The following is a 337-nucleotide window of genomic DNA, read 5'->3' on the forward strand; positions in this document are numbered from 1 at the left end:
GCGAGGGTGACGGTGATGGCGGTCATGGTCATGGCCATGGCGGCGAAGGTGACGGTGATGGCGGTCATGGCCACGGCCACGGTGGCGAGGGTGACGGTGATGGCGGTCATGGTCACGGCCACGGCGGCGAGGGTGACGGCGATGGCGGTCATGGCCACGGCCACGGTGGCGAGGGTGACGGTGATGGCGGTCATGGACATGGTCACGGTGGCGAGGGTGACGGTGATGGCGGTCATGGTCATGGCCATGGCGGCGAAGGTGACGGTGATGGCGGTCATGGCCACGGCCACGGTGGCGAGGGTGACGGTGATGGCGGTCATGGTCACGGCCACGGCGG

1 protein-coding gene is annotated in these 337 nt (G+C 69.1%); it reads right to left on the bottom strand.

Annotated elements, in window-relative coordinates; all coding sequences use genetic code 11:
• Positions 1-320: hypothetical protein (locus AB3X94_RS42025; protein WP_368614491.1), on the bottom strand; the 320-nt coding region annotated here is incomplete at its 3' end.
• Between the last annotated feature and the right edge of the window lie 17 nt (positions 321-337).

The organism is Paraburkholderia sp. BR10923 (genome assembly GCF_040948765.1).
In the GTDB taxonomy this organism is placed as follows: domain Bacteria; phylum Pseudomonadota; class Gammaproteobacteria; order Burkholderiales; family Burkholderiaceae; genus Paraburkholderia; species Paraburkholderia youngii.